This window comes from Pseudomonas sp. Irchel 3H3, from assembly GCF_900187635.1.
Taxonomy (GTDB): domain Bacteria; phylum Pseudomonadota; class Gammaproteobacteria; order Pseudomonadales; family Pseudomonadaceae; genus Aquipseudomonas.
On sequence record NZ_FYEC01000013.1, the window covers coordinates 22,715 to 45,336 of the forward strand.

A 22,622-nucleotide genomic window follows, 5' to 3' on the forward strand; every position below is an offset into this window, starting at 1 on the left:
TCAGCGCTCAGGCGCTGGCTTTGAGTGCGGTTGCCGGGCTGGCAGCGGGGCGCTGGTGCACCAGCGGCAGGACTTCCTGGCCGATGCGCAAGGCCTCTTCGAGGTGCGGATTGCCGGCGAGGATGAAGGTCGAGAAACCGGCATCGCGGTATTCCACCAGGCGTTCGGCGATGTTCTGGTGGCTGCCCACCAGGCCCACGGTCGGCCCTGGCTTGGCCCTGGCGAAACCGGCCCACAGGTTGGGGCCGATGATCAGGTCGTCGAAGCGATCGACATTCTGGTGGTAGGCGGTCTGCCGTGCGCCACCGACTGAGTCCGAGCCGCTGGTGAAGCCTTTGGCGACCACGCTGCTCTGGCCCTCGAGCTTGTCGAACTGGCGGCGCAGGTCGGCCCAGGCCTGTTCTTCGGTTTCCCGGGCGAACAGGTCGACCCGCAGCCCGAAGCGCACGCTACGCCCCTGTTTGTCGGCCAGCTCACGCACTCGTTCGATGTGCGGCTTGAGCTTGTCGATCGGCTCGGCCCAGTTCAGGTAGACGTCGGCGTGCTTGGCGGCGACGTCCAGCGCGGCGTCGGAGAAACCGGAGAAGTACACGCCGGGCTTGCGTTCCTGATGCAGGCCGTGGGGCAGGGCGCCGTTCTCCAGTTGATAGATATCGCCGTCGTAGGAGAACCGCTCGTTCTGCCACAGGCCCTGGATGATGTCGAGGAACTCGCCGGTGCGCTTGTAGCGCAGGTCGTGTTCGAGGAAGTCCCCGTTGGCGCGTTGGCTGGCCGGGTTGCCGCCGGTGATGATGTTCCACTCCAGGCGGCCACGGCTGAGGTTCTGCAGGATGGCCGCCTGTTGCGCGGCGTAGGCCGGCAGGGTCCAGGTGGCCTGGAAGGCGATCAGGAACTTGATGCGCCGGGTTTCCCGGGCCAGCGCCGCCGCGGCGATCCAGGGCTCCGGCCCGGTGGGCAGCAGCGCGCCTTCAAACCCGGCCAGCTCCGCGGCCTTGGCCACCTGGGCGATGTAGTCGATGTAGGTGAAGTCGTCCGGCTCGCCATTGGGCAAGCGCCCCGGCGCGATGTTGCCAGGGCGATGGTGGGAGGTGCCGCGATTGTGTTTGTCGGTGCTCAACTGCGGCCCGTCGGTGCCCAGCGGTAGACGCCAGAAAAATTCAGTGCTCATGGGTGCTCCTGATTCAGTAACGCGTGCGAGGACGCCTTGCAGGGATGATTGCAACGGACATGCCATGGCGCCTGGAACGGCTTGCGGGCCGCAGGGGCTGGGGATTGGGGGTGGGTACTCTGGGCGGTTGCCCCAGGGCTGCGTCTGTAGCAGCAGCCCGTCAGCAACGGTTGTTGAAGCGGCAACAGCCCGAGCGTGCGGCGACTGGCGTTGTCTGCAGATTTGGCATGCGCCCGCTCAACTTGTGGGAGCTGGCGCCCGCTTGCGGCTTGCCAGCGATAGCGGTGGGTCAGGCGCCATCGATGTTGAACACCACTAGATCTGTGGGAGCGGGCTTGCCCGCGATGGCGGTGTGTCAGGCACCAGCGATGTTGAATGTGCTGGCCCCATCGCGAGCAAGCTCGCTCCCACAGTGATTTTGGCTGTTCGCAGATTTTGCGTTCTGGCCCCATCGCTAGCAGGCCGCAAGCGGGCGCTAGCTCCCCCAATCAATTCAGGCCGGCTGGCCCATCTCCTCGAGGGAAGCACTGCGCAAATAGGTCTGGTACAGCGCCGCATAGGCCCCGCCCTGGGCAATCAACTGGCGGTGCGGGCCTTGTTCGACCAGGCGGCCGCGTTGAATCACCGCGATCCGGTCGGCGTCGCGAATGGTCGCCAGGCGGTGAGCGATGATGATCGCCGTACGGCCTTCGCACAGTCGCCGGAATGCCCGCTGAATACGCCGCTCGGTATGGATGTCGACCGCCGAGGTGGCCTCGTCCAGCACCAGCACCGCCGGGTCGGCGAGGTAGGCCCGCACCAGGCACACCAGTTGCCGCTGGCCATGGCTCAGGTGCCCGCCCAAAGGCCCGACTTCGCTGTGGTACTGGTGTGGCAGGCGCTCCAGCACCTCGTCGGCCCCCAGCTCGCGGGCCGCGGCGATCAGTGTTGCATCACTGGCGTCGGGGGCGGCCAGGCGCAGGTTGTCGAGGATGGTGCCGCTGAACAGCACGTTGTCCTGCAGCACCACGCCAACGTTGCGGCGCAGCGCCTGCTGGGTCAGTTCGCGCACGTCGATGCCGTCGAGTCGCACCGCCCCCGCCTGCACCTCGTAGAAGCGCGTCAACAACTGCACCAGGGTGCTCTTGCCATGGCCTGAAGGGCCGACGATCGCCAGCACTTCTCCCGCGCGAACCTGCAAATCCAGCTGATCGATCACCGGCGTCGGGCTGTGGGGGTCGTAGGCAAAACTCACCTGCTCGAAGCTCACGTCGCCCCGCGCCCGGTCCAGGAGGCGTGGGGTGGGGCTGTCGGTGATCTGCGGGCGGGTGTCGAGCAACAGGAAGATCCGCTGCGCCGACGCCGAACCGGTGGCGTAGCGCTCGAACAGGTCCGACAGTTCCTGCAAAGGCCCAAGAAACAGGAACACGTAGAACAGGCTTTCAGCGATCTGGCCCACACTGACATCCGCTTGCGCCAGGCCATAGGCCCCCACCAGCAATAGCAGCGCCATGCCGGCAGAGCTGAGCAGCGCGGTGAACGGCGCGAACCAGCTGGAGCGCAGGCTGCCGCGGATCAGTGCCTGGTTGAAGTCCTCGAGCAGACCACGGTAGCGCCGCAGGTTCGGAGTCTGTTGCGCGCACTGTTGCAACATCCGCGCGCCGCTGACGCTTTCCACCAGGTGCGCGGTGAAGCGGCTGCGGTTCTCCGCGACCTTGGCCCAGTTGCGTTGGGAGATGCGCTTGAAGCTCCAGGTCGCCAGCACCAGCAAGGGCACGGTGGCGACCAGGCTGAGGAAGAAGCGCGGGTCGATCCGCCACAGCATCACGGCCGCCAGCCCGCAGCGCAGCAGTGCGCCCAGCAGCTCCGGCGGGCCCTGGATCAGCAGCGGTTCGAGGCTGTCGACATCGCGGTCGGCGCGGGAAATGATGCGCCCGGCCTTGGTCCGATCGAAGTAGCTGACACTCAGGCTCTGCACGTGGGCGAACACCCGCACTCGCAGGTCATTGAGCACACGGATCGCCGCACCGCCGGCGACGAACTGCGAGACCCCGGCCAGCAGGAACCGACCAAGCCAGCTCGCCGCCAGGCCGAGACCCAGCCACAGCACCAGGCGCTCATCGAGCAACCAGTGATCCTGCTGCGAAATCAGCCCACGGTCCAGCAGTTCGCGCACGAACCAGGGCCGCAGGAACACGGTGAACACCAGCAGCAGCTCGATGCCGATCACCGCGGCGATCGACCCGCGTATCGGTTTGAGCAGCGGCAGCAGGCGCGTCAACATGCTGCGGTCGAGAGCCTTTTTTGCCAGTGCTTCTTCAATTTCAATATCGCTCAAGGCTGTGCCGGCGATTGGATTAGCCATGGTCGATCCCTAGCAGGTCGCGGTAGTCGGGCTGGGTTTGCAGCAGTTCGCAGTGCTGGCCGCTGGCGACGATCCGGCCGTCCTGGAGCATCAGCACGCGGTCGGCGAGGAGGATGGTCGAGAGCTTGCTGGAGATCACCAACACGCTGGTGGCCCGGCCCTGGTCGCGGCGCAGTTGGCGAATGTTGTCCAGGACCTGGCGTTCGCTGATGGCATCGAGGGCGCTGGTGGCGTCGTCCAGGCACAGGATGTCGGGCTCGCCGAGCAGGGCGCGGGCCAGGCACAGACGCTGGCGCTGGCCGCCGGAGAGCGTCACGCCGCGATCACCCAGGGGCGTGGCCAGGCCATGGGGCAGGCGTTCGAGCACGTCTTCGGCGGCAGCCAGGCGCAAGCCCTGGCGCAACTGTTGTTCACTGGCCGTCGGCGCGCACAGGCGCAGGTTGGCGGCCAGGGTGTCGGAAAACAGAAAGCTCTCCTGGGGCACCACGTGCACCCGGCGCCGCAGTTGATTGAGGTCCAGTTGCCGAATGTCCTGCCAGCCGGCGGCGTCCGAGCCCAGCAGCAGACGTCCGCTCGTGACCTCACTGAGGCGCGGCAACAGGCTGGCCAGCAGGCTTTTGCCGGTGCCTGTCGCGCCCACCAAGGCGACGATTTCCCCTGGCTGCAGGGTCAGCGAGCAGTCGCGCAGAATGGCCTGGCCACCGCCGGGCGGGCTGACGCTGACGTGCTCCAGTTTCAGCCCCAGGGGCGTTTCGGGAAGGCTGGCCGTGCCGCTGCGGATCGCCGCTGGCTCATCCAGCAGCTGCCAGATGCGCTCGGCGCTGGAGCGGGCGTCGGCGAAGGTCTGCATCACTCGACCGATGCCTTCGATCCGAAACACCAGGGTGGTGGCGATCAGCAGCGAGGTCACCAGCTCGCCGATCCCCAGCTGCGCGTTGGCCACCAGGTGGGCGCCATACACCAGGATCCATACATGCCCCAGGGCGACCACGGCCTGGGGCAGGGGAATCCGCGAGCTGGAGTAGGCCAGGGCCAGGCGTGCGTGTTCGGCGAACAGCGCCACCTGTGTGGCGAAGCGCTGGGTGCGGCGGTGTTCGAGGCCGAACGACTTGATCACCCGCACACCACCGATGCCCTCGCTCAAGTCCTGGTTGACCCGGTCGTAGGCGGCGCCAACGGCCCGGTCGAGGCTGACCAGGCGCTCGGTCTGGCGCACAAAAATCCACAGTCCGAGGACCGTCAGCAACAGCGGCACCAGCCCCAGCAACGGGTTGTACCAGCTCAACAGGCCGACCGTGGCCAGCACCACCAGCGGGGTTTCCACCACCTGGCGCCAGAAGCTGATGAGCGCGTCGCGAACCTTGTCGGCATCGCGGGTGGTGCGGGTAATCATCTCGCCCATGCCGTGCTGCCAGTGGTAGCCCAAGTGCAGGTCCTGGACCTGCTGCAGGATGCGCTCGCGCAGGCGTGTCAGCAGCTCCTGGCTGAGCACCAGCGACAGCACGCTGGCGGCGTACTGCAAGACGCCACGACCCAGGGCCACGGCCAGCATCAACCACAGCCAATACCAGCCGAGGCTGGCGTCCAGGCTGCCATCGTCCTGGTGGACCACCGCGCGGCCGGCGCTGACGTCGTTCACCGCATGGCCGATCAGCCACTGCTGCCAGACCAGGCCGAGGTTGATTGCAACGTACAGCGCCGCCACCAGGGCGAAGCGCCAGGGCATTTCCCGGTAGATCGCCAGGCAGCGCAGAAGGGGGTGTTTTTCGATCATGGAGAGCTCATTAGCGTCACGGGGCTTGTGGGAGCAAGGCTTGCCCGCGATGGCGATCACCAGCACGCCATCGCGGGCAAGCCTTGCTCCTACGGGTATGGAGTGGGGGGATTTAGCGGCGGGTCGCGCCCTGTTGTTCCTTGGCATTGAGGATCGCGGTGTATTCGCCCGGGTCGACGCCGTTGAGGTAATAGTTGCCGACGTGGTGCAGGCGCCAGCGGATCGGGTCGTGGGTGGTGTGCACCCGGGCGTTGCGCCAGAAGCGGTCGAGGTTCCATTTGCTCAGGGACGAACTGGCGCCGAGCAGGGAGAAGATGTCGCTGGAGATCTGCAGCGATGCTCGGTCCGAATGGGCGCGGGCGGTGGCCACCGAGAGGATCAGTTCGTCCTGCAGCTCTTTATTGTCCGGGTCCAGTTCGTGTTGGTCGAACACCTGTGCGGCCTCGCGCAGCAGGGCTTCGGCGCCGCGCAGGGCCACCGCGTACTCGCCGATCTGCTTGATGATGTGCGGTTCCTCATTGGCGTGTTCGACGCCGCTTTCTACCCACGGCCGGGCATTGTGCTTGAGGTAGTCCACGGCGGCGGCCAGGGCGCCGGCGGCAATGCCGGTGTCGATGGCGGCGTGGAGGATCTGCGGGAAGGTCAGGCCGGTGCGCTTCATCGGTCCTTTGCGCTGGGACACGAAGCGTTCGTCGAGCTCGATGTTGTCGAAAATCACCGTGCCGCTGACTGAGTTTTTCTGGCCGAAGGCTTCCCAGTCATCCACCAGGGTCAAGCCCTCGGTGTTGCGATTGAGCAGCACCCCGGCACCGCCATCGTCGGAAGCTGCCGTCAGGGAGATCCACTCGGCGAGGTAGGAGCCGGTGGAGTAGAACTTGCTGCCATTGAGGATCAGCTTGCCGTCCGCACGGCGCTCGACCCGGGTCTTGAGGGCAAATTTGTTCTTGCCACCGACTTCCGCCAGGGCATTGCCAAAGCGCTTGCCGGCCAACACGTCGCTGACCAGGCGGTCGCGCACGGCGTCCGGGTAACCGGTGAAAATCCCCCGCAGCATCACGTTGTGAATCTGCAGTAACTGGCCGACCCCGCCATCGGCCACGGAAATCAGGCGCACGGTTTCGACGATGGTCTGCACCGATGCGCCCAGCCCGCCAAAGGCCTTGGGCACGCCGATGGCGGTGAGGCCGCTGTCCGACAGCAACTGCGCCTGGCGCCGGGGCAACTGACCGTTCTGGCTGGCATCGGCTGCGATCGCGGCGATTTCCCGGGCAATCTCCCGGGCCACGGCAATGGCCTCGGCCTCGCTGGTCAACTGGCGTACGGGGGCCAGCGTGTGGGGTAGGGGTTCGATCTTGCTCATAGCGATTCCTCGGCTAATGGATTGCCAGCTCCTGCAGGAGGGGGCGTGGTTGATAGGCGCTGGAACTGCCTTGAGCAAGTTGTGCGCCAAGGTCGGCAAACCCTTGCCCGGCGTGGCTTTGGTCGCGGGGGTGTTGCTGGGGCAGCAGTGCACGGAAGGCGACTGCGCAGCCAGCAGCAGTGCTCGCGCAATGCTGCTGACAGGCCAGCAATCAAACCCCGTGGTTAACCCGCTGCGCGGCGCCAGCCCAGGTAAACCGGGGCTTGGCGCTCTTGGCACGGACGCTGCACTGGCCTTGGCAACTGACTCGCAAAACCCGATGGAGCTGCCCATGACGCTTGCTGCCCAACACCCCAGCCCGCTTGCCGAGACCGAGCTGGCGCAGATCTGGTTCACCCGCTGCCCGGTGCCGACCGCCTCGGGCATCGCCTACAAACTCGGCTGGCTCAGCGCAGAGTTTGCCGCCGACGGCCTGCCGGTCTCGACCTTGCAGGAGGCCCGGCAACTGGGCCGGCATCACTACGATCACCAACTGCCGGGGCTGTTTCGCGAAGGCGGTAACGTTCCGGCACTGGCGGCGCGTGCCGCTGGGGCGCCGAGCCGGCTGATCGGCCTGACCTGGATCGAGGAGTGGCAGACCATTCTGGTTCGCCCGGACTCCGCTATCCGCAGTGCGCAAGACCTCAAGGGCAAGCGCCTGGCCTTGCCGGCCTGGGGCGACAGTCGTCCCGGCAGCATCGCCCGGGCCATGAGCCTGCACGGCTACAAAGGCGCGTTGAGCCTGGCTGGCCTGGGCTTTGACGACGTCGAGCTGGTGGAGGTGGCGCTGCAGGACCAGGAGCAGGCGGCCAACCCGCAGGAAGGTTTGCAACGCCTGTGGTCGGGCCTGGATTACCTGGTGCGCGGCGAGGTCGATGCGGTCTACGTCAAGGGCGCTTCCGCAGCCGACGCCGCGCGCCGGCTGGGGCTCGTAGTGGGGATTGACCTGGACCAGATCACTGATCCGCGCTACCGCATCAACAACGGCACGCCACGGCCGATCACCGTGCACCAGAGCCTGCTGGACAACCATTTCGAGCTGGTGGTGCGGTTCCTCGCGCAAACCCTGAGTGCGGCTGATTGGGCCGCTGACAACCGCGAAGCCCTGCACGCCATTCTCGAAGAGGAGACCCGTGCCGGCAGCGCTGGTGTGGCCGAAGCCTATCGTGGCGATTTCCATACCACCCTGGCCCCGGACCTGTCGGCACAACGCCTGGAGTTCCTGCAGATCCAGAAAAACTTCCTGTACCTGCACGGCTTCCTCGAAGGCGATTTCGACATCGCCGACTGGGTTGACCCGCGCCCCTTGCAAGCCGCCCATGAACTGTTGGCCAAGCGCCGCGCCTGAACCCGGAGAACTGCCATGACTGTGCTCATCCACGAACAACTGATCAGCGAACAACTGCAAGCTTTCATCGACAAGGTGCTGCTGGAGGCCGAACAAGCCTTCAGTGTGTTCCGTGAAACCAACACCATCACCGCCAACGGTACCGTCGGCTTCATCGAGCGGGTGCCGGGCGAGGAATTGCTGGTCTCGGTCAACTACGGCGGGCCGTGGAACTACCGCCAACCGCTACAGGCCACCGTCACCGACTTCGCCGGCAAGGTGATCTACGGCAAGGGCAAGGGTGGCCTGGGTCGCTACACCAAGTTGTTCCAGACCCACCCCGATGTCACCACCGTGTCCCACGTGCATTCGCCGTACCTCGGTGCCTGGGCCCAGACCCACCGCACGCTGCCGTTCCATTATGTGCCGGTGCAGCGCTATCAGCTGGCGCGCGAGCTGCCGGTGTACATCGACCGGCGTCAGCCGGAAGTGGATTTTATCCTCGACAAGATCGCCGAGAACCCCTTCAACCTGGCGATCCTCGAAGCCAACGGCGGTTCCACCGTGTGGGGCAAGCAGGGGCTGCGCGCCACCGCCGAGTTCATTCTGTTGCTGGAGGAGGGCGCACAACTGCAGTTGCTCGCCGACGCCCTGGGCGGATCGCGTGCCTACGGCCCGGGCGTACTGACCCAGCAATGGAAGATGAGCGGACTGTATGACCAGGCCACGGAACTGGGACTGGTGCCGGCGATTGATCGGCGTAGCTGAGCCGCTGATTACCCCTCACCCCTGTCTGCGCTGGCTCGCCCGCGATGCCGGGCTCACGGCCACCATCGCGGGCAAGCCTTGCTCCTACCTCATCGAAAGGAACACACCCATGGCAGTCAAGATTCTCTGGTACCTCACCACCCCCGACGGTCCGTATCCGTGGGAGCCCGAGGGCCGCTGGCAGACTGATTTCGAGCACCTCAAGCAATTGGCCGTGGCCAGCGATCGCCTGGGTTACTACGGCGCGTTGCTGGGGTCCAGTCCCAACGACAGCCTGGCGGTGTCCGCCGCCCTGATCGATGCGACCCAGCGCTTGCGCTTCCTCGTGGCACAGCACCCGGGCGAGCTGTCGCCGGCAGTGTTGGCCAAGTGGGCACTGACCTTCGACCAGTTCTCCAATGGTCGCTTGCTGTTCAACGTGGTCAACGGCAACGACGCTGGCCTGGCCACCCTCGGCGTGCATTACCCGCACGATCAGCGTTATGACTTCAGCCTGGAATACTGGCGTGCCTTCCAGGGTTTCTACGCCGGCGATACCAGCGGCTACGACGGCCAATACGTCAAGCTTGCGCCACGCGCGGCGGGCGCCGCCAACCACCCATTGGGCGGCTGGCATCCACCCCGGCAAAAGCCCGGTATTGCGTTGTGGGGCGCCGGGACATCCGGCCCCGGCGTGGCTCACTCGGTGCAGTTGCTCGACGTCTACCTGAGCTTTGCCAACACCCCGCCAAAACTCGGCGACAAGTTCCGCAAGGTGGCCGCCGAAGCGGCGAAGATCGGCCGCGAACTGACCTTCGGCACCCGCCTGCAGATCATCGTCCGCGAAACCGAGGAGGAGGCCTGGGCCCACGCCGAGAAGCTGCTGCAACGCACTTCGTTGCAGACCGCGCGCAACGCGGTCGAGCGCCAGTTGCCGGCCGGTGAAACCTTCGACAGCTTCCACAGCGACGACCCACAAACCCAACGCAACCTGGATACCCTGCGCGCCGGGCGCCTGCCCAAGGCTCGGGACCTGGAGATCTACCCCAACGTCTGGCTCGGCCCCAGCCTGTTCGGTTTCAACATCCTCGGCCCGGCCGCCGGCACCTACCTGGTGGGCAGCGCCGAGCAAGTGGCCGAACGGATTCGCGAGTACGAGGCCCAGGGCACCTCGGCCTTCATCCTCTCGGGTTTCCCGCTGATCGACGAAGCCCATCGAGTGGCTGACCTGCTGTTCCCGCTGCTGGACCTGGACCACGGCTTCGACGTGCCGCGCCTGGGCGTCAGCCGCCGCACAGCACCGCGCACCACCGAGCAGGCATAAGGAAGCGCGTCATGAATCAGGATTTTCCCCGCCGGGTGTTTCTCGGCAACAGTCTGGTGGTCGGCGGCGGTTTGCTGCTGGGCAGCAGTCTGCTCAGTGGCTGCGACAGCCCCGCGGATACGCCTAGCGTGCTTTCCAGCACCCCGGTGCGCGGCGGTCGGCTGCGGGTCGGCATCATCGATGGCGACCAGTCCGGCAACCTTGACGCGCACAAACCGGTGGGCGGCGGGATCATTCGTGGCTGGGCGCTGTACAGCAAGTTCTGGGAGTGGAACAGCGATGTCAGCACGCGCCTGGCCCTGGCCGAATTTGCCGAGCCGAATGCCGATGCCAGCGCCTGGACCATCCGCATCAAGCCGGGGCTGGAGTTCCACCACGGCAAGACCATCGGCGCCGACGACATGCTGTTCTCGCTGTTACGCCTGACCGATCCCAAACTGGCTTCGCCGTTTGCCGGCCTGGTCGGGGCCATCGACCGCAATGCCTTGCGCAAGCTGGACGAGCGGACCATCGAGATCCGCTTCAAGGAAGGCCAGAGCTTCTTCCCGCTGGACGAAACCCTGATCAGCTTTGGCGGCATCGTGCCCACCGACTACCACCCGATCAGCAATCCGGTGGGCGCGGGCCCTTACAAGCTCAAGAGCTTCATCCCCGGCCAGCGCTCGCTTTACAGCCGGTTCGAGCACTACTACAAGCCCAATCAACCGTATGCCGACGAGCTGGAGATCATCGAGTTCAAGGACCAGGTGTCACGCTCGGCGGCGTTGCGTGCCGGGCAGATCGACCTCGCCAGCGGTGTGCAAGCCGAACATAGCGCGCTGCTCAAGGCCGACTCGCGGTTGCAGCTCTGCGTGTCGCCCAGCACCTCGTTTACCGGGTTCAACCTGAACCTGGCCAAGGCGCCGTTCCAGGACGTGCGCGTGCGCCAGGCCTTTCGCCTGCTGGCCGACCGTCAGGAACTGGTGAACCGTGGCCTCAACGGATTCGGGCGGATCGCCAATGACCTGTACTCACCCCACGACCCGACCTACAACCACGCCATCGTCCAGCGTCCCCATGACCTGGAGCAGGCGCGCTCGCTGCTGCGCCAGGCTGGGCAGGATGACCTGCGGGTCGAACTGACCACCACGCCGGGGCCGGGGGTCAATGCGGCATTGGTGTTTGCCCAGCAGGCAAAACAGGCCGGGGTGCAGATCAAGGTCACCCAGGTCGACGGCTCGGTGTTCAACGGGCCGCAGCGCGAGAATTGGCTGCTGTCGCCGGGTTCGACCCCGGCCCGCGGCTTTCTCGCCTCGGCCTTGCACAACGATGCACCGCAGGCGATCTATAACCGCAGCAATTTCCATGACCAGCGTTTCAGTGCGCTGTACCAACAAGCGCTGGCGCAACCGGATTTGGCCCAGCGCAAAGTGCTGGTGCACGAAGCCCAGGGTATCCAGCACGAGCGCGGTGGCTTGTTGATCTGGGGTTTCAACGACGTGCTCGATGCGGCATCGACCCGGGTTGGCGGGCTGCTGCCCGAGCAAACCACGTTCGCCTCCTGGCGCTTTGACGAGCTGTGGTTGAACCATGGATAAATCCTCCAAGCAACCGCGTACACCGGCGTGGCTGGCCTGGTTCATCGGCCGGCTCGGCTATGGCCTGCTGACGGCCTGGGTGATCAGCCTGGTGGTGTTCATCGCCACGCAGGCGCTGCCCTCGGACCCGGCCCGGGTGATTCTCGGCCCGGATGCGCCGCTGGAAAGCATCCTCACCCTGCAACGCCAACTGGGCCTGGATCGGCCGATCCTCGAGCAGTACCTGGGCTGGCTGGGGCACGCCGTGCGCGGTGAGCTGGGGGTGTCGCTGGACTCCAATGCGCCGGTGGCGAGCATCCTTTTCACGCGTTTTGGCTACACCCTGGCGTTGTTGGCCGGGGTGATTGCCCTGGTGGTGCCGACGGCGCTGCTGTTGGGGGTGAGCCTGGCGTTGCGCCGCGACAGTCGCCTGGACCGCATTAGCCTGTCGTGGCTGATCTTCCTCAAGGCGACGCCGGGGTTTCTGTTGGCCATCGGCCTGGTGCTGCTGTTTTCCATGCCGCACATGGACGTGCTGCCGGCGGTGTCGCTGATCGACCCGGACCGTTCGCTGTGGCGGCAGTTGCAGTACCTGGTGTTGCCGGTGTTGGCCCTGAGCCTGTCGGCGCTGCCGTACCTGACGCGGATGGTGCGGGCCTCGATGATCGAGGCACTGGAGTCCGACTACGTGATCGCGGCCCGACTGCGCGGGATCGCCGAGTGGCGCATCGTCTGGCGCCACACTTTGCCCAATGCCCTGGTGCCGGCCATCCAGGGCGTGGCGCTGACCCTGCGCACGCTGATCGGCGGGGCGTTGCTGGCCGAGGTGATTTTCAGCTACCCCGGCATCGGCACCTCGCTGAATTCGGCGATCCAGATGCGCGATCTGCCGATGATCCAGGCAATCGTGTTGTTGATCACCCTGGGCGTGGTGCTGATCAACCTGTGCGCCGACCTGCTGACCGTGCTGCTCACCCCCAAGCTGCGCACGGCCCGGCGCGTGACCCTGATCCAGCGCAACCGTCGGGGCATCCAGCCCTGGTGGCGGCGCTCCACTTCCAAGGCTCCATGAGAGGTGCTGCATGCGTGACTTATCCGCGACTCGCTGGCACTGGCTGGCACACACGCAAACCCGCAAAGGCGCGGTGATCACGCTGCTGGTGATTGCCCTCGCGCTGTGCGGCCCCTGGCTGGCGCCCCATGGGCCGACCGACATGCTCGGCACGGTCTATGGGGCGCCGACGGCCGGGGCGTGGCTGGGTTATGACTTCCTCGGGCACGATGTGCTGTCGCGCCTGCTCAATGGCGGTCGGTCGGTGCTGTGGATGTCCGTGGCCGCCGCTGCGATCGCCCTGCTGGTGGGCAGCACCCTGGGCTTGCTGGCGGGGTTTTCCCGGCGTCGGCTGGACCAGTTGATTACCTGGCTGGCGGATGTTTCGCTGGCGTTTCCGGACTTGATCCTGGTGCTGCTGATCGTCTCGATGCTCGGCCGCGCGCCGTGGCTGATCGTGCTTACCGTGGCGATTGCCTTCACCCCTGGGGTGATCCGTCTGGCCCGGGGCAGCGCGGTGGCGGTGGCCGGCCAGGAGTTTGTCGAGGCCGCGCAGATGATGGGCTATTCGCGTTGGCGGATCCTGTTCCGCGAGATCCTGCCGAACATCCTCACGCCGCTGCTGGTGCACTTCGGCAACATGCTGACCTGGGGCGTGGGCATGCTGTCGGGCCTGAGCTTCCTCGGTTACGGCGTGGCGCCGCCGACTGCCGACTGGGGCTTGATGATCAATGAAAATCAGGCCGGATTGCTGGTGCAGCCCTGGGCCGTACTGGCGCCGGCGGTGCTGATCGGGATCTTTGCCTATGGCACCAACATCCTGGCCGAGGGCATCGGCCGCAGCAGCTCACGGATTGGAGAAAAGCCATGAATGCGCTCGCAGGTTTTGCATCGCCAGACAAGCTCAGCACCCAGGTGCTGCAGGTGAGCGACTTGCGCGTCGAGCTGCACGGGCAGGTCGATGTGCTGTCCGGGGTGTCGTTCAGTGTCCAGGCTGGGGAAATTCTCGGCCTGGTGGGGGAGTCGGGTTCCGGCAAGACCACCCTGGCCACGGCATTGCTGGCCCACGCCCGACGCGGTGCGCGGATTGTTGGCGGTCGGGTCGAGGTGGCGGGGCAGGCCTTGCTGACCTTGCAGGGCGATGCCTTGCGCCGGGCCCGGGGCAGCCTGATCGGCTACGTGGCGCAGGACCCGGCCACGGCGTTGAATCCGGCGTTGCGCATCGGCAACCTGCTGCGCGAAACCCTCGGCGCCCACCAGGTGCAACTGGACCGCAGCGCGCAACGCCAGCGCATCAGCGAGACCTTGCGCGACGTCGGCCTGCCGGATGATCCGGACTTCCTGCGGCGCTTTCCCCACCAACTGTCTGGTGGCCAGCAGCAACGGGTGATGCTGGCGCTGGCGTTTGTCCTGCGCCCGAAGTTGATCGTACTGGATGAACCGACCACCGCCCTGGACGTCAGCACCCAGGCCCACATCCTCGCCACCTTGCGCCGGCTGTGCAAAAGCCTGGGGGTCGCGGCGGTGTATGTGTCCCACGACCTGGCGGTGATCAAGGACCTGGTGGACCGGGTGATGGTGATGTACGCCGGGCGCATCGTCGAGACCGCCAGCCGTGAGGCGCTGTTCAGCCGGCCAGCCCATCCCTATACCCGGGGTTTGCTGGCGGCGATTCCGGATGTGGCGCAGCGCCGCGAACTGGCGGCGATTGCCGGGCACGCCCCAGCGCCGGGGCAGCGGCCAGTCGGCTGTGGTTTCGCCGCACGCTGCCCGCGGCGCACTGCCGCCTGTGCGCTGGCCGAGCCAGCGTTGCTCGAGGTCGCGCCAGGACAGCAGGTGGCGTGCCTGGACCCGCATCGGCAGGCGTTGCAGTTGATTGCCAGTCAGGGCGCGCAGCGGGTCGGGGAGGTGGTTGAGCGACCGGCGTTGCTCGACATTCAGGGGCTGAACGTGGCCTACGACCGCCAGGTGTTGTTCGATGTCTCGTTGCGCGTGGCGCCCGGGGAATGCCTGGCGTTGGTCGGCGAGTCCGGTTCCGGCAAGACCAGCCTGGCCCGCGCGGTAGCGGGTTTGGGGGAGAACGCCCAAGGCCGGATGTATTACGCCGGGCAGGAGTTGAGCCTGGCGGCGCGGCAGCGTGAGGCCGGGTCCCGGCACCAGATCCAGTACATTTTCCAGAACCCGTACCGGGCGTTGAACCCCCGGCAGACGGTACTACAGACCCTCAGCGGGCCCTTGGCGCACTTCTTCGGAATCAAGGGTGACGAGGCCCGTCAGCGGGTAGCGGCGGTGCTTGAGCGGGTGTCGCTGCCGGCTTCGGTCGGCGCGCTCTACCCCCACAGCCTGTCGGGCGGCGAACGGCAACGGGTGGCTATCGCCCGGGCGCTGATCTGCCAACCGCGCCTGCTGATCTGCGACGAAATCACTTCGGCGCTGGATGTCTCGGTGCAGGCATCGATCCTCGCGTTGTTGCGTCAGTTGCAGGCGCAAGGGCTGACTCTGTTGTTCGTTACCCATGACCTGGGTGTGGTCCGCGCCATCGCCGACCGGGTGGTGGTGCTCCAGCACGGGCGAGTGGTGGAGCAGGGGTGGGTCGATGCGGTGCTGGACCAACCGCAGGCAGCGTACACCCGCACGCTGCTGGAAAACTCGCCGACGCTGGCGGGGGTGTTGTAGGCGTGGGCTTGGATACTGCCTGATCCACCGCCATCGCGAGCAAGCCGCAAGCGGGCGCCCGCTCCACAGGTTCTGTGGGTGTATGCGGGATCTGCAAACACTGCAAATTACTAGTGTGGGAGCGGGCTTGCCCGCGATGGTCGTCAACGATGACGCGTGCAGTCTGACACCCAGCAGCGCCCTCAGGCTTTTCGCGAGCAGGTTCTGTGGGTGCATGCGGGATCCGCAAGCACTGCAAATTACTGTGGGAGCGGGCTTGCCCGCGATGGTCGTCAACGATGACGCGTACAGTCTGATGCCCAGCGGCGCCCTCAGGCTTTTCGCGGGCAAGCCCGCTCCCACAGGTTCAGTGGGTGCATGCAGGATTTGCAAGCATCGCAAATAACGGTGGGAGCGGGCTTGCCCGCGATGGTCGTCAACGATGACGCGTACAGTCTGACACCCAGCAGCGCCCTCGGGCTTTTCGCGGGCAAGCCCGCTCCCACAGGTTCAGTGGGTGCATGCAGGATTTGCAAGCACCGCAAATAACGGTGGGAGCGGGCTTGCCCGCGATGGTCGTCAACGATGACGCGTACAGTCTGACACCCCGCAGCGCCCTCAGGCTTTTCGCGAGCAGGGCTCGCTCCCACAGGTTGAGTGGGTACATGCAAAATCTGCGAACAACTTGGTCCTTTGTCAGGGCAGCTTCTAGACCAGGTATCGATTGAACCAGGCCAGGGTTCTGCTCCAGGCCAGTTCAGCGGCTTGCTGGTCGTAGCGCGGGGTCGAGTCGTTGTGGAAGCCGTGGTTGGCGCCGGGGTAGATGTAGGCTTCATAGGTCTTGCCATTGGCCTTCAGGGCCTGCTCATAGGCTGGCCAGCCTTCGTTGATTGCCTTGTCCAGCTCGCCGTAGTGCAACAGCAGCGGCGCCTTGATCCGTGGTACATCCTTGGCGTCCGGCTGGCGGCCATAAAAGGGCACGGCCGCGGCCAGTTCCGGGTAGGCCACCGCGGCGGCATTGGACACCCCACCGCCATAACAGAAGCCGGTCATCCCGACTTTGCCGTTGCTGGCGTCGTGTTTCATCAGCCACTCGATAGCGGCGAAAAAATCGTTCATCAGCTTGGCCGGGTCGACCTTGGCCTGCAGCTCGCGACCCTTGTCATCGTTGCCCGGATAACCGCCCACCGAACTCAGGCCGTCGGGTGCCAGGGCGAGGAAGCCGGCCTTGCCCAGGCGCCGTGCGACATCCTCGATATAGGGGTTGAGCCCGCGATTCTCATGCACCACCACCACGCTTGGCAGCTTGCCGCTGGCCTTGGCCGGGCGCACCAGGTAGCCGCGAACTTCGCCATGGCCCTTGGGCGAGGGATAAGTGACGTACTCGGCGAGAATCTGCGGGTCGGTAAAGGCCACCTGCTCGGCCAGCGCATAGTTGGGGCTCAGGGCGGCGAGCAGAGCGCTGGCGTTCATGCCGGCGAAGGTGAATAACGCCGCGCGATCGAGGAACTGGCGGCGGTTGATTCGCCCATGGGCGTAGTAGTCGTAGAGTTCCAGCAGTTCAGGGGCAAAGTCTTTCGCAGTGAGACGGTTCATCTGTGCGCTCCCGTGAAAATCGTTGACGGACCCCAGCAGCAGGGGATCGAGGCGTCGCGGTGTCAGAGCAGCATAGCAGGCGTCGCCAGGGCGCAGGCTTCACGGACGCCGTTGCTGGGGTCGCCTTCGGCGAGCATTCGGCTGAGGATTTGCCGTTCTTCTGCCCTCGGTACGATACCGCTGGTATGGGCCTGCAACACCACAACACCGTCTTCGTTGGTCATGGTTACTACCGCCTTGGCCCGGGCGTTGTGGGTGATTTCAGTGATGACCCAGTGGCAGGTGATGCGGTCGCCGGCATACACCGGCTTCTTGAATTCGAATGTCATGCCAGCCGCCAACCAGCCAATCTGTCCACCGATTTCGGTGAGCAGGCTGGCGGTCAGCAGGCCGTGGGACACCGGCGCCCGAAAGCCCCGTGCCTCGGCGAAGCGGGCATCACAATGCACCGGGTTGTAGTCACGGGAAATCTTCGCGAAGTCCTGGATGTCGGCCTCGCTGAAGTGGCGGCTGAGGGTGAAGCTGTCGCCCACCTTCAGGCCCTGGGCGGCACGCTGTCTGAGGCTGGTCAATGAGTCGTCCTTTTATTGTAGTGATCGGCGGGGCCTATCAATAAGCGGCGGGTGGTCCTGCGTCAATGAGCAATTTCATCACCCGCACAGGTACAAGCCAGGTCGGCAGCTGCCTGCGTAGACTGCGCCAGCGCGCACCGGGTCTTTGCCTGAATGTCTGGCGCTTACTTGAAAATGCGAGCAATTGCCTGGCGCACGCAGGTCCCCCAGAAACACAGTCGTGCGACCACTCCGGGCATCAGGCAGTCGGCGCGTGACAGCAGGTCTTCAAGCGCAGCGTCGTCATGAAAGACTGCGCTCATCGCCTCGCCCAGGCGTTCAAGCGCCCAATGCGGGCCGTATGCGGCAAACATACGGTTGTCGGGGGTAAACGACAGCAGGCCCTGCACGCCTGGCAGGCGCTCATTTATCAGCATCTGGGCGATATCGCTCCAATCGTAGCCATTGCCGTTCCAGTCCCCGCATTGGGGGTTCTTGAATACGTGGGTCTTGGTTTCCCTCTGCGGATCAAATAGCAACAGTGATGCATCGGATTCGGCATGTTTGATCAGAATGAAGGGGGCGTAACGTACCGGATCGATTGGATTATTTATGCGCAAGAAGCTCACCAGTGGTTCAGGGGATGCGCGGTGCAAGGCGGCCGGCAACACGAATTCCGAACGACGCTAACGACTGGACAAGGCAGGGGGCCATCAGAACTTTCTCAAAGGTGTCGATGCTGTCTGGTTTTGTAAGTGCGGAATCGATTGATCAATATTGCGAATCGTCTCATTTTTACTGAGAACCCCCGGGTATAGGCTCAATGTTTTTAGACGAACCAAACCGCCTATGGACGATCTATGTCGGTGCAATGCAAGGGGGGAGTTAGATGAGCCATCACATAACGATGAGCCTTGGCCATGCGGCCGATTCATTTACCGTGCTATTGGTCGAAGACCATGATTTCCAACGCGAGTATGTTGCCCAGCAACTGCGTTCCGATCTGGGGGTGAACGTCGACAGTACGTCGGATGGGGCCTTGGCCCTGGAGATGCTGCAATCGAAAACCTATGACCTGGTCATTTGTGATCTGGCGATGCCTGCCATGGATGGCATTGTATTTATCAAGCGCCTGGGGGATCTGGTCTGCAAACCCAACCTGATCGTGCTGTCTTCCCAGCCTGTTTCTCTGATGCAACTGGTTGAGCGCCTGGCGTTGTCACTGGGCTTTGATAATTTCCGGACGTTGTCCAAGCCCTTTGTCCTGGCTGAGTTTGTTTCGGTGATCCAGGGCTTTGGCCTGGGGTGCGCCGGTGCACAGGTCGAGGCGTTATCCAGTGTGCAACTCAACGACAATTCGGCCTCGATCCTGGAGGGGTTGATCCGCAAGCAATTCATACCCTGGTACCAACCCCAATATGACACCCAGACCGGGCGGGTGGTGGGTCTGGAAGTACTTGCGCGCTGGGATCATCCGGTGCGGGGCATGCTTGCGCCCGCGGTGTTCATCGATACCATCGTTAAATCAAGCTGGGTCAATCACCTTAATTCGATGCTCCTGGAAAGTGCGCTGAAAGCGCTAAAAGTCTGGCGCAAAACTGATCCGGATCTGACCATCTCTTTTAATATCCCGGTTTCTCTGCTGGTAGAGGAATCGCTGCCCGAGCGCTTGCTGGAGTTGGTTAGAGGCTGCGGCGGCGACCCGGCGGCACTCATGCTGGAACTGACCGAGACCACGATTACCGATCGCTTCAGTGATTACCTTGCCGGTGCTGCCCGGCTGAAGCTCAAAGGCTTCAAATTATCCATTGACGACTATGGCACTGGGTACTCGTCGTTGCTGAACTTGATGTCAGTGCCCTTCGATGAAATAAAACTCGACCGTGTCTTTGTGCAAGGCGCCCATAAAAACCTGTCGGCCCAGGCGGCACTCGAAAGTAGTATTTCCCTGGCCCAGCGCCTGGGCATAAAAATCATCGCCGAAGGCGTGGAAGACCCACTGGACCTGGCCCTGTTGCAGCGTCTTGGCTGCCATACGGTGCAGGGTTTCCTGTTGGGCAAGCCGGTGGCCGAGGCGCAAGTTGAAGGGCTCTTGTGCAGGTCGAAAAGTTGACGAGTAACTAATGACATTGGTCGTCGGTGAGGGGCTGATTAAGAATCTTCCTATGTTTTAGCGGGCGGGTGATAGATACCATTTTTGAATGATCAAGAATCGTATTTTAAACCTGCTGCAAATAGACTCGATCCTCCACCCTGGGTTTGCGTTGCGGTTGATCAACTGTTTGGCCGGTGCCTTTGTCATGGGGGTTATGGGCTGCATCGCCATGTATGGCTATGCTTCGGTAACGGCTGAAATATCCGACTATCGGAAAGTTTTCAATAACGGCTATACCCAAGGTCGGGACTTTTTCGAGTCCTCCGAGCTGTTGTTGTCAGGCTTGATAAAGTCCATTGATATTTTTCCAGAGGCCAATAGCCAGAATAATACCCTGGATAAAAAAACCTTCTATCTTGGTACGGGAACCCTTGCTGGGAGAGGCGAGGGGGTGCTTTATCTTTCCGGACAACGCCAGGAGGAGCTTCGGCAGTCCGGTATTAACTTGATCTATGTCAATCGGCTTAGCGCCCAAGTTCGCTATATCTTTAAAGCGCAGGCAGACACGCCCGATCATTTGAGTTTGATTGCTGCGAAGCTGCACAGCTTCGAGCCAGAGAGTAATGTCGGCGCAATTAAAATATTCAGGTTGGGCAGTGGCAGCAATAGAAAGTCTTATATATTCGAGCCGATTTCGTCCCGGGCAATTCCGGGGGCGTGGCTTGGTGTGGAAGTGCCATACAGTCAGGTTCGTGACTCCATCAAGCAGCAATTGGACGCGGCTGCGCATCTGTCGATCAAGTTCCTGGTGCTCGACGAAAATGGCCTGCCGGTGGAGGAGAGCGGGTCAAAGCTCGAGGGCAAGGGGCAACTGGACGCGAACTTCCTCAATGTGCTTAAAAACGCTAGCGACGGCTTTTCCAATGTCGGCGCCCCGGTGTTTAAGATCTTCCTGAAAAAAGAGTTAGGTAGGGGGCAGCGCTGGATCGTCTACTACGCGGACTACCTGGATGTAGTTGCCCAAGTGAAGTACAGCTTTCTTTGGGGGGCATTATTATTAATTGCCGCCCTCGTTTCTGCTGTTCTGTTGCTCAAGTATGTGAAGAAGGCCGTGTTCCTGCCGGCGCAGGAGCAGGCGACCCAGTTGTTGGAGCGCGAGGCATTCAACCGGACGATGTTGGCTCTGGCCCCCGTCGGTATCTGCGTGCTGAACCGGGAGAGCGGTGAGCTTCTGCTGCAAAGCGAAAAGGCCAAAAGATTGCTGGAACTGCAAGTTGAGGTGGACGGCCAGCGACAAAGCCTGCAAGCGTACTTCTTGAGCGTCCCGGTCAATGACCCCCTGGAGCCTTTCAGGTCGGGAGTGACTGCGTTTTCAGTGACCGATCAAAGCCCTCGGCACATCCAGTTTTCCTTGGCTGCCTTGCACTATCACGAGCAACCGGTGCTGTTCTGTTCGTTCGTTGACGACAGTGCTCGACGCAATACCGAGTTGATGTTGGCGGCGGCCAAGCAAGCGTCTGATGTCGCCAATGCAGCCAAATCAACCTTCCTGGCGATGATGAGTCACGAGATTCGCACCCCGCTGTATGGCGTGCTTGGCACCCTGGAATTGCTCGGGCGCACCGAACTGCAATCGCAGCAACGCGATTACCTGGACGTTATCGGGTTTTCTTCCGGCAACCTGTTGCAGATCATCAACGACATCCTGGATTTCTCGAAGGTCGAAGCCAATCAGATGGTGCTGGAGTGCGCCCCCTTCAACGCGGTCGAGTTTGTCGAGGCGGTAGTTCGAGGTTTTGTCCCCTTGGCCTTGAAGAAACGCGTACAGCTGCAGTGCTACTTGCCACCCGACCTGCCACTGCTGGTGGGGGATCGCAATAGGTTGCAGCAGGTCCTCAGCAACCTGCTCAGCAATGCCGTGAAGTTCACGGACTGCGGGAAGATTGTCGTTCGCCTCTATGGGAATGAGAGCCGTCCCGGTCATTACGCGATCAAGCTGCAGGTCGCGGACTCGGGTATCGGAATCGCCAAGGCCCAACAAGACATGTTGTTCGAGCCTTTTATACAGGCAGACACCTCCATTTCCCGCCGGTTTGGCGGCACCGGCCTGGGCCTGTCGGTCTGCAGTAAGCTGGCGCAGTTGATGGGCGGGCAAATCGACCTGGTCAGTGAGTTGGGCCTGGGGAGCAGCTTCACCTTGTCCCTGGAGTTGCCCATTGCCCAGCCAGCGTTGTCGATCTGTCTCAACGGCCGGCCCAAGGTTCAGATCCTGGTGGATACCTGTGATCAGTACGATGCGTTGAACGCGTTGATCAGCCACGCGGGAGCGCAGGTTGAAGCCTGGTCACCGTCGTTGCACCCAGCGAAAGGCACACTCCTGGTAGTGGGGACCTGCGGTCTTGCCGACACTGAGGTTGATGGATTTGCCGGGGTTGTCTGGCTGGATCTTGAAGGGTTGCCGACACCCCAGTGGCGAGAAAATGGCTGGCACGTCAGCTATGTGAGCCAGCAAGGGCTTCTGCAGGCCCTGCACATGTTGTGTGGTGCCCCTGCGGTGGCTTTGAATCAGGTGCATGTGCCCATACCGGGGTTCAATAATTTGCGGGTTCTTGCCGTTGAAGATCACCCAGTCAATCAACTGCTGCTGGCCGAGCAACTAGAGCAGTTGGGTTGCATTGTGACCATGGCCAGTGATGGCGCTGAAGCTCTGCAACGTTGGCTTCGTGGTGAGACTTACGACGTGATGTTGACTGACGTGAACATGCCGCGGATGGATGGCTATGAGTTGGTCCGGCAGCTACGGCAACAGGGGATCACCGTGCCGATTATCGGGATAACCGCCAATGCGCTGGCTGAAGATGAGGAGCGATGCCGGCTCGCAGGCATGGACGCGCATCTGGGAAAACCTGTTTCGTTGCAGGGGTTGAGGCAGGTTCTTGAAGGGGTATTGCTGAACAAGGACCGCCTTGAAGGTCCGAAAGTTGCTATACATAGTCAACAGCCGGGGTGTTCTCAGGCGTACTAAGGATAGGTAG

Annotated in this window: 16 protein-coding genes; 9 read left to right on the plus strand and 7 right to left on the minus strand. The window is 63.4% G+C overall.

What is annotated here, in order from left to right:
- Positions 1–7: 7 nt before the first annotated feature.
- The 4 genes from CKW24_RS15495 to CKW24_RS15510 form a co-directional block, all read right to left on the minus strand.
- A complete protein-coding gene (locus tag CKW24_RS15495) occupies positions 8–1,168 on the minus strand; it encodes an LLM class flavin-dependent oxidoreductase (protein ID WP_095169054.1) in 1,161 nt (386 codons plus the stop codon).
- 493 nt (positions 1,169–1,661) lie between these two features.
- Entirely contained in the window at positions 1,662–3,512 is a 1,851-nt protein-coding gene (locus CKW24_RS15500; RefSeq protein WP_095169055.1) for an ABC transporter ATP-binding protein, read from the minus strand.
- Positions 3,505–5,286 carry an ABC transporter ATP-binding protein gene (locus CKW24_RS15505; protein ID WP_095169056.1) on the minus strand — a complete coding sequence of 594 codons (1,782 nt, stop codon included), beginning with the start codon at positions 5,284–5,286 and terminating at the stop codon, positions 3,505–3,507. The genes CKW24_RS15500 and CKW24_RS15505 overlap by 8 nt, the downstream gene beginning before the upstream one ends.
- A 112-nt stretch (positions 5,287–5,398) precedes the next feature.
- The gene (locus CKW24_RS15510; RefSeq protein WP_095169057.1) at positions 5,399–6,646 is read right to left on the minus strand and encodes an acyl-CoA dehydrogenase family protein; all 1,248 of its coding nucleotides are present in this window, start codon (positions 6,644–6,646) and stop codon (positions 5,399–5,401) included.
- A 331-nt stretch (positions 6,647–6,977) separates the two neighbouring features.
- On the opposite strand from CKW24_RS15510, the gene CKW24_RS15515 reads away from it, so the two are divergent.
- The 7 genes from CKW24_RS15515 to CKW24_RS15545 all read left to right on the plus strand — a co-directional run bounded on the left by CKW24_RS15515 (position 6,978) and on the right by CKW24_RS15545 (position 15,366).
- Positions 6,978–8,033 carry an ABC transporter substrate-binding protein gene (locus tag CKW24_RS15515; protein WP_095169165.1) on the plus strand — a complete coding sequence of 352 codons (1,056 nt, stop codon included), beginning with the start codon at positions 6,978–6,980 and terminating at the stop codon, positions 8,031–8,033.
- A gap of 15 nt (positions 8,034–8,048) precedes the next feature.
- Positions 8,049–8,780, plus strand: coding sequence for a class II aldolase/adducin family protein (locus CKW24_RS15520; protein WP_095169058.1), 732 nt, complete (start codon positions 8,049–8,051; stop codon positions 8,778–8,780).
- Between the two features lie 109 nt (positions 8,781–8,889).
- Positions 8,890–10,083 (plus strand): LLM class flavin-dependent oxidoreductase, encoded by a 1,194-nt coding sequence (locus CKW24_RS15525; RefSeq protein ID WP_095169059.1) that lies wholly within the window; start codon positions 8,890–8,892, stop codon positions 10,081–10,083.
- Positions 10,084–10,094: 11 nt separating this feature from the next.
- A complete protein-coding gene (locus CKW24_RS15530; protein WP_095169060.1) occupies positions 10,095–11,660 on the plus strand; it encodes an ABC transporter substrate-binding protein in 1,566 nt (521 codons plus the stop codon).
- Positions 11,653–12,711 (plus strand): ABC transporter permease, encoded by a 1,059-nt coding sequence (locus CKW24_RS15535; RefSeq protein ID WP_095169061.1) that lies wholly within the window; start codon positions 11,653–11,655, stop codon positions 12,709–12,711. The genes CKW24_RS15530 and CKW24_RS15535 overlap by 8 nt, the downstream gene beginning before the upstream one ends.
- Before the next feature lie 10 nt (positions 12,712–12,721).
- Entirely contained in the window at positions 12,722–13,561 is an 840-nt protein-coding gene (locus CKW24_RS15540; protein ID WP_095169062.1) for an ABC transporter permease, read from the plus strand.
- Positions 13,558–15,366 (plus strand): ABC transporter ATP-binding protein, encoded by a 1,809-nt coding sequence (locus CKW24_RS15545; RefSeq protein ID WP_095169063.1) that lies wholly within the window; start codon positions 13,558–13,560, stop codon positions 15,364–15,366. The genes CKW24_RS15540 and CKW24_RS15545 overlap by 4 nt, the downstream gene beginning before the upstream one ends.
- Before the next feature lie 687 nt (positions 15,367–16,053).
- On the opposite strand, the gene yghX is transcribed toward CKW24_RS15545, so the two are convergent.
- From yghX to CKW24_RS15565, 3 genes are all read right to left on the minus strand, one after another.
- The gene (gene yghX, locus CKW24_RS15555; RefSeq protein ID WP_095169065.1) at positions 16,054–16,941 is read right to left on the minus strand and encodes a YghX family hydrolase; all 888 of its coding nucleotides are present in this window, start codon (positions 16,939–16,941) and stop codon (positions 16,054–16,056) included.
- 62 nt (positions 16,942–17,003) lie between these two features.
- A complete protein-coding gene (locus CKW24_RS15560) occupies positions 17,004–17,513 on the minus strand; it encodes a MaoC family dehydratase (RefSeq protein WP_095169066.1) in 510 nt (169 codons plus the stop codon).
- 164 nt (positions 17,514–17,677) lie between these two features.
- Positions 17,678–18,121 (minus strand): Imm51 family immunity protein, encoded by a 444-nt coding sequence (locus tag CKW24_RS15565; protein ID WP_159987297.1) that lies wholly within the window; start codon positions 18,119–18,121, stop codon positions 17,678–17,680.
- 260 nt (positions 18,122–18,381) lie between these two features.
- Here CKW24_RS15565 and CKW24_RS15570 point away from each other — a divergent pair, with 260 nt between their 5' ends.
- Positions 18,382–19,605 carry an EAL domain-containing protein gene (locus CKW24_RS15570; protein ID WP_095169068.1) on the plus strand — a complete coding sequence of 408 codons (1,224 nt, stop codon included), beginning with the start codon at positions 18,382–18,384 and terminating at the stop codon, positions 19,603–19,605.
- 88 nt (positions 19,606–19,693) lie between these two features.
- Positions 19,694–22,612 carry an ATP-binding protein gene (locus CKW24_RS15575; protein WP_095169069.1) on the plus strand — a complete coding sequence of 973 codons (2,919 nt, stop codon included), beginning with the start codon at positions 19,694–19,696 and terminating at the stop codon, positions 22,610–22,612.
- Positions 22,613–22,622: the final 10 nt, after the last annotated feature.